Source organism: Glycomyces sp. NPDC021274, from assembly GCF_040641195.1.
Lineage (GTDB): Bacteria > Actinomycetota > Actinomycetes > Mycobacteriales > Micromonosporaceae > Glycomyces.
On sequence record NZ_JBFADC010000026.1, the window covers coordinates 1 to 6,828 of the forward strand.

Consider the following 6,828-nt stretch of genomic DNA (forward strand, 5'->3'; position numbering starts at 1 on the left):
CGGCCGACTACGCGGCCTTTGGGTGAGCTGTGGCGCTTCGCGCCGTTACAGGTCGTCATGTCCCGGTTTGAGTTGGGTTGCTGGTGATAGGTCAAATCCCACCCTCCGGGCCATATTTGACCTATGTGGGAAGTCTCCGCTTCGCTCCAACTTCCCACGAAATCCCACCCTCCGGGCGGTATTTCCTGTTGGCACCCTCCGGGTGCCTCAGCTGGCTACAAGGAGGGGTCCGGCCGGCCGGCCACCGACGAGGTGGTGGTGGTGGTGGTGGTGGTGGTGGTGGTGGTGGTGCTCGACGCCCGGCCCGCCGGCTCGACCGCAACTCCCGCCGGCACAGGATCGCTTGACGCCACTTCGTGCCTAGGGGCGATCTTACCGTGGCTGTCAAGTGGCCCCGCCACAGCGGACGACCGACGGCCCGGCCGACTCGACGAGCAGCTCCTCGTCCCGGACCGCCGGCTCGACGAGCACCAGGTGCTCCCAGCCCCACACCGACCCCGAACGGCCAGCTCGACGAACAGCTCCACCACCCCGACCCCGCCAGCACCCGGCCAGCTCGACGAACCATCACCTCGCAGTGCAGCAACACCCCCTGACACCACCTCGACCAGGTCAGACAGGGGTTGCGGGGCTAACCCACCCCTCCCTGACAGTCAGCCCCATGCCTACCAACCTCAATCACAACCCCGACCCCGACCCCGACCGCCGCACCACCCAGGCCGTCGCCCTCCTCGGAGCCGCCGCAGCCGGCTACGTCGGATGGACCCACCCCACCCTCATCCCCGCACTCACCCTCGCACTCGGAGCCTGGCTCGCCCTGACCGGCTACCTCAAACTCTGAACCAAGGTGGGGTGCCGGCGCGGGCCGGCCGGCACCCCACCAACACCCCAACCACCAACCAGACTTCAACACCACACACGACAAGGGGCTCCGCACACCAAACGGTGAGCCGAGCCCCTTGCGGCACCGACAGCGCCAGGCGCTACGGAACATCGTCCCCGGGCCGCGCCGCCCAGCTTCCGCCCACTCCCTTGCTATCGAACGGTGTTCGCCCTTCCCTGGGATTCATGGCCGCGTAGCCAACCAGGGTGTCAAGGGCGGTGTTCGCTGCTGCTCGCCGTTCGGCGGGCGTCATCTGGCCGCACTCTCGGTACATGCCATCGGTCGACGTGCCGAGTCCCGCGCGGGCCAGGCGCCGGAACTCCCGACTTGCCTCGCCGGGTGCGTCGGGGTCGACCTGAGAAGCCGGCAACTCGCCTTCCAGGTCGATGATGGCTCCGCACGCCATCTCCACCAGCCGGGCCGTGGTCACCGAATCCTCAACCAGCAGCGTCAGCAGCACGTCTTGACACGTAGTACAGCCTTCGAAGGCCGCACCGGTCAGCTCCTCGAACAGCTTGCTATCCGCCTGCCAACCACCAGGCTGCGGGACGTCGTCGAGGCTCCAGCCAGGATGCGCATGCCACTCCGCCGGACGCGGCCGACGCGGCTTACCAGGCTTCTCACGGCCCATTGCTACACCCCTCATGTGGCTGTACGGGATCCGTCACAACGAACGTAGGCCCGCCGCAAGGTGCGGTGGGCCCAGATGTCCCCGCTCACTCGATCGAGTGGGGACGTCACGTCGACAAACGGAGGCTCTGCACACCGAACAGCGCACAGAGCCTCCGAGCCACCGTCGGCGCCAGGCGCTACGGGACGTCACCCTCCCACTCCCATGGCTCCGCCGGGTCGCTGTTGGGTGGCCCGTAGGACGCTCGGCCGCCGGCGCCGAACGCGCCGGCTTCGGTGATGCGGTCGCTGGTCATGGCCGCTCGTCCGTGTCTGCTTGTCCGGGTGCTCCCCAGGTCATTTCCTGTGTCTTGGTGATGATCTTCCGTTCTAGGTCGGTGAGTTCGGCGGGTGTGTATTCGCGTTCGAGGATGACGGCGTACCCGATGGTTCCGTCGGCGCCGACGGCGGTGGTCTCTCGGAGTTCTTCGGTGTCTGGGCGGGTGAGTGCGTGGTGGCCGTGGTGGACGACCGTGCCACCGCGGATGATGGCGAGGCGGTCCGGGCCGGCTTCCATCCAGGGGGTTTCGACGGGATCGCCGATGATGTCGGGTGTTCCGCCGAACCAGCCGGCCATGCCCTCGTCGGGTGCGGTGTGGTCGACGAGGTGGAGAACGAGGCCGTATGCGGCGTCCTTGATGACCTCGTAGGTCTCGGTCCAGCGGGGGTCGGCGTCGGTGGCTTCATAGGTGACGATGAGGCGGTCACCGGGTTGTGCGGGGTACCAGGGTGCGTCGGTCAGTGCGCGGTAACCGTTCATCAGGGCGTCCATTTCGCCGGTGAGATCACGGCGACGTTTAGCGTCGGTGGCTCGGGAAAGCGGTGATTCCGGCATGGGGGTCCTTTCTTGATTGCTGGTGCGCGGTTCGCTCCGGCCGATGGGATGCGACCGTTGCAGATGGTGCTGATTCGTGTCAACTGCCCTGTGCTGAATCCCGGTTGGGTGCGTTCATCTATATTCGCGCCCGCGTGTATGCGGTAAAAATCACTCATTCAGGCTACCTGCCGGAGACAAAATGCGGGCCCGTGCCGTTGGTTGGCACGGGCCCGCATCTTCGTTTATAGGGCCTGGTCTTCAGCCCGTTTTTCTTGACTGGGATATCTCCGCGCGCTATGCGCAGAGGCCACTACTTGAGTGTTTGTCAGGCGACGGCGGCGCTTCCGACCCACGCATAGACGAGGTATTCCCCGCCTTCTTCCATGGCCGCGAACGCGAGATCTTCCATCTCGTCGTAGTCGCCGCGCTCCCATGCTTTGAGAAGGGGTGCCCAGCGGTATTCAGAGATCCGAATTTCCCCGGGCTGGATGACACGGCGGTGCTTTTCCCTAACAGCCGCTTGGTTCAGCGGGGTTACTTGGATGTTGGCACCGCGGCCCCGGTCGAATTCCTTGCGGACGGCACGGCGTCCAGCGGTGGACCGTTGGGCTAGAACTGCCTGGTAGGCGCGCTCGATCTTTTCGAGGCTGGCCTTTCGTTTGCGGGGGTCGCGGCGCCCGTTGGTCCAGTTGTTCAGGCTGCTGAGTTTGACGCCGTGTTGGATGGCGATGTCGCGGTGTTCGTTGAGTTGCCTGAGTCGGGCGTCGAGTCCACGGCGGGTGGTGATGGGGGATTTGACGCCGCGTTGGCGGCCGGCTGCGGCCTCGTCCAGGAACTCGGCGACGGCGCGGCCCAGGGGGGTGCCTGCGGCGCCCAGCGCGCCGTTGGGGGCGTAGCCGGCGACGCTGGAGCGGCGGGCGCCGGGGCCGCTGGGGCTGGGTGGCTTAGGCATCGACGGTCCCCTCCGTGCCCGTGTCGTCGGCCTTGATCTTCATGTTGCCGGGGTTGCTGCCCTGGGTGAACACGCGCCAGGGGTCGCCGATGACGTGCAGTTCGTCTGTTCCGCCGGCGTGCACGATCTCCAGTCCTCCCCGGTGTGCTTTGACCGCGCGCATGTGCAAATTCATGTATGCGCGGCTGTGCAGAATGTTCAGGTGGTCGCGCCGTGTTCGGCGATTGTTGCTGTTGCTGCCTCCAATTGTAGAGACAAACTTGGAGTACATCTGCTTAATGAGGAAGTCCCTCAACTCGTCGCCGGTCGCCTTTGCTTCGGCGCGCTGGTCGCGGAGGAACTTGCGGAGGTCTTCGAGGAGGTTTTCCGTTGCGTGTGCGGTCCACGTTCGGTGAATGCGGGGCGCTTCGCACATGCGGTCTTGTTTGTCGCTGGAGAGGTCAAACAGGCGCATCAGGACGGGGTGGGGAACGATCATCCGGCCGCGTTCCTGACGGTTACCCAGCGGGTGTGGGATAGCGGCGTGTTCCCAGTCGATGTAGTCGATTTCGTACAGCCCGGAGCGTGTCTTGCTCTCACCCTGCGGGCGGTATTCCGCCGGGTCGTCGGGGTGAACTCCACGGTCTTCGTTTGAGGTGAGCGGCTGGAGCGGGAGCCACGCCTTAAATGCGCTCAGGTAGGCGCACGGAACGTCGAGGCGGGTTACGCGGTCGTCTTCGAGGTAGCGGTAGGGGTCCCCGAACTTGGGTCGGGCTTCCCAGACTTCGTTCCATCCACCCATACCGTCTTTGCCGCCGGGGCTGAACTCGTCCAGGGTTTTTTGGTGGACGAACCCTTTTTGGTAGCGGGTGCCCTGCCTGAAGCCGTCGAAAAGGTCCATCACGGTGGGGATGGCCTTTTTCGCGAGGCGCAGTTTGGCTTTTTCCGGGTCGCCTTTCGCCGTCTTGAGGGCATCGGCGATGACGGTCTCCAGCAGGGCGAGCGCCTGGGCCGCGCGGCGCTCGGCCGGGGTCTGCTGGGTCGGCCCCCCAGTCGTCGGGGCGGGGGGTGGGGTTGCCGTGCGGGGCGCGGCGGTCGGGGTGGCGGTGGGGGGTTCGACGGGGGCGTCCTGGTGGTGCGGGACGTCCTCGTCGGGGGTGGTCGGCGGGGCGTCGTTGCCGTGGTCCGGGTCGTCGTGGTCCGGGTGTTCAGCGGCGGCCGGCGCCTCGATCGTCGGCGCGGTGACCGGACCATTGTCCGCAGTACCGCCTACAGGCCGCTGCACGGCCGCCTGAGCGCCCGTCAGGGGCGTTGCGGTGTCGGACATCCGACGGGGCGTCGGGAGCGCCACAGCGGGCGCCTGTGGCGCCGGGGCGGGGTCTTCGCGGCGGGGGAGGGTGTTGCGGTAGTCCGCGGTGTCGTCGGCGCCGTAGGTGCCCAGGTCGGTGAACCGGGAGTAGTGCCCCTGGAATCCTACGGTAATCGTACAAGTCGGGGCATTCCTGCATTTCCCGAAAATGAGGTCGGCTTCACCGGCGCGCTCCGACTCCTTGTCGTAGACGTCCGGGCGGTGGAGCAGGATGACCATGTCGGCGTCCTGCTCGATGGCGCCGGATTCGCGGAGGTCGCTCACCATGGGCTTGTTGTCCTCACGCGACTCGGGCCCGCGGTTGAGCTGGGACAGCGCGATGACGGGGACGCCCAGCTCCTTGGCCAGGAGCTTCAGGCGCCGGGAGATCTCCGAGACTTCCTCTTGGCGGTTGCCGCGGCGCCGGCTACCCGATTCGAGCAGCTGGAGGTAGTCGACGACCAGCATCTCGATGCCCTCCCGGCTGTGCAGCTCGCGGGCACGGGTGGCGATCTCAGCCATCGTCAGGTTCGCGCTGGTGTCTACCCACATGGGCGCGGCCAGCAGGTCCGGCAGGCGGCGGCCGATGCGTTGCCAGTCCTCCTCGCTCAGCTGGTAGCCGCGGATATTGTGCAGTCCCACCTTCGCTTCCGCGGACAGCACGCGCTGCCCGATCTCCAGGTCCCCCATTTCGAGGGAGAACAGGGCGCTGGGGATGTTCTGCTGCACGGCCACGGTGCGAACGAAATCCATGGCGAGCGTCGACTTACCCATGGCCGGCCGTGCCGCAACGATGATGAGCTCGCCGGGTTGGAACCCGTGGGTCAGCGCATCGACGTCCTGGAATCCGGTGAGCACGCCGGAATGCTTTCCGCCGTCCTGCTGGTCGTCGATGGCCTTCTCGACGACCTTGCCGAGTCGCTGGTAGGGCGTGCGGGTGCGTGCGTCGCGGTGGGCCAGGTGCAGGTCGGCCTCATGCCGGTCGCACAGCACGTCCAGGTCACCCTCCCCCGCGTACAGATCCTGGATGGCGCGGGTGTGTGCCTCGATGGCGTGACGGCGGACCGCGCATTCGCGGACGCGCTCGGCGTAGTACTCGGCGTTGGCCGCGGTCGGAACGCTCTGGACGAGGGTGTGCAGGTAGCTTGCGCCGCCGATCCTCGCCAACTCGCCGGCCTTGTCGAGTTCGGCAGCCAGGGTGATGGGGTCGACCGGTTCGCGGCGGTCGGCCAGGTCGCAGGCCGCAGTGAACACGGTGGCGTGCGCGGGCCAGTACCAGTCGCCGGCGGTCAGCGTCGACCGGACGTCGGTGATCGCGGCCGGGCTCAGCAGCATCGCACCGCTCGCGGCCTGTTCGGCTTCGCGGTCTTGAGGTGGGACGCGGTCGAAGCAGGCCGCGTCGTCTACGGTGTTCATACGTTCCCTTCGGGGTTCAGCGGCGCCCGCCGGATGTCAGACCACGGGCGCCGCTTTTCATGTGTGGGGTTCAGGACCGCGCGTGCGAGATGTCGGCCGCACGGCCTTGCTGGGCGAGCTGGGTATACGCCGCTGCCAACACGTCGCGAGGAGCCACGCCAGCCCCGGTCGCCGGCCGCGGCGAGCACGACGTGCACGTCGCGCCGTCGCCGATCCAGATGTGCGGGTGCGTCGAGCAGTAGCCCTCCGGGGCTTTCCGCGGGGCTGGTGCCACAGGCGGGTTCGGAAGGTTGTCGAGCTGGGTTCCGTAGACGGCGGTGACGTTGCGGCAACGAGACGGGCTGACTTCACGGGCCAGGTGCGCAGCGAGCGTCTTGGGTGTCCAGCCGGCGGCCAGAGCAGCACCGACGAGCAGGTACAGGGCTGCACGGTCCCGCGGCCCCTTGCGATCCATCCCAGGCAAGCACGCCACGAAATCCTGGACTTCCGGAGATGCCTCACCGACCGCGTCCTGGTCAGTGCCGGCGGCGTCGTGCGGAGCAGGGCCCGCCGCCGAAGGCGTCTTGTGTTCTTGGGTTTGTTCCTCGTCGTCGTCCTTCGTCATGGCCTGATCCACAGAGGACTGACCCGTTCCACGCACGCCCGCGCCCGCGCTCTGACGACGACCTTCTGAAAGAGAAGAAGGAACCGCCGCATCCACGCGGCCACCCCTGGCCGCATTTTTGCGGGTAGCCGCATCCGTGCGGCCACCCCTGGCCGCACGG

The 6,828-nt window shown here is 67.1% G+C and carries 5 protein-coding genes and 1 pseudogene; 1 reads left to right on the forward strand and 5 read right to left on the reverse strand.

Annotated features, from left to right (window positions below; all coding sequences use genetic code 11):
• The first annotated feature begins 661 nt into the window (after nt 1-661).
• Nucleotides 662-841, forward strand: a complete 180-nt coding sequence (locus AB0I03_RS26100; RefSeq protein WP_102927067.1) for a hypothetical protein — start codon at nt 662-664, stop codon at nt 839-841.
• Between the two features lie 142 nt (nt 842-983).
• Here AB0I03_RS26100 and AB0I03_RS26105 read toward each other — a convergent pair whose 3' ends face one another.
• The 5 genes and pseudogenes from AB0I03_RS26105 to AB0I03_RS26125 form a co-directional block, all read right to left on the reverse strand.
• Nucleotides 984-1,514, reverse strand: a complete 531-nt coding sequence (locus AB0I03_RS26105; protein ID WP_180990491.1) for a hypothetical protein — start codon at nt 1,512-1,514, stop codon at nt 984-986.
• 291 nt (nt 1,515-1,805) lie between these two features.
• Nucleotides 1,806-2,312, reverse strand: coding sequence for a hypothetical protein (locus AB0I03_RS26110; protein ID WP_146051288.1), 507 nt, complete (start codon nt 2,310-2,312; stop codon nt 1,806-1,808).
• A gap of 382 nt (nt 2,313-2,694) precedes the next feature.
• Nucleotides 2,695-3,321 carry a hypothetical protein gene (locus AB0I03_RS26115; RefSeq protein WP_102927065.1) on the reverse strand — a complete coding sequence of 209 codons (627 nt, stop codon included), beginning with the start codon at nt 3,319-3,321 and terminating at the stop codon, nt 2,695-2,697.
• Entirely contained in the window at nt 3,314-6,064 is a 2,751-nt protein-coding gene (dnaB, locus tag AB0I03_RS26120) for a replicative DNA helicase (protein ID WP_258018485.1), read from the reverse strand. The genes AB0I03_RS26115 and dnaB overlap by 8 nt, the downstream gene beginning before the upstream one ends.
• Before the next feature lie 70 nt (nt 6,065-6,134).
• Nucleotides 6,135-6,828 (reverse strand): annotated as a pseudogene (locus tag AB0I03_RS26125) (hypothetical protein); the annotation flags it as partial.

Coding starts and splice junctions, on each gene's coding strand:
- AB0I03_RS26115 (WP_102927065.1), bottom strand. CDS start 3,321: ATGCCTAAGCCACCCAGCCCCAGCGGCCCCGGCGCCCGCCGCTCCAGC.
- dnaB (WP_258018485.1), bottom strand. CDS start 6,064: ATGAACACCGTAGACGACGCGGCCTGCTTCGACCGCGTCCCACCTCAA.
- AB0I03_RS26110 (WP_146051288.1), bottom strand. CDS start 2,312: ATGAACGGTTACCGCGCACTGACCGACGCACCCTGGTACCCCGCACAA.
- AB0I03_RS26105 (WP_180990491.1), bottom strand. CDS start 1,514: ATGGGCCGTGAGAAGCCTGGTAAGCCGCGTCGGCCGCGTCCGGCGGAG.
- AB0I03_RS26100 (WP_102927067.1), top strand. CDS start 662: ATGCCTACCAACCTCAATCACAACCCCGACCCCGACCCCGACCGCCGC.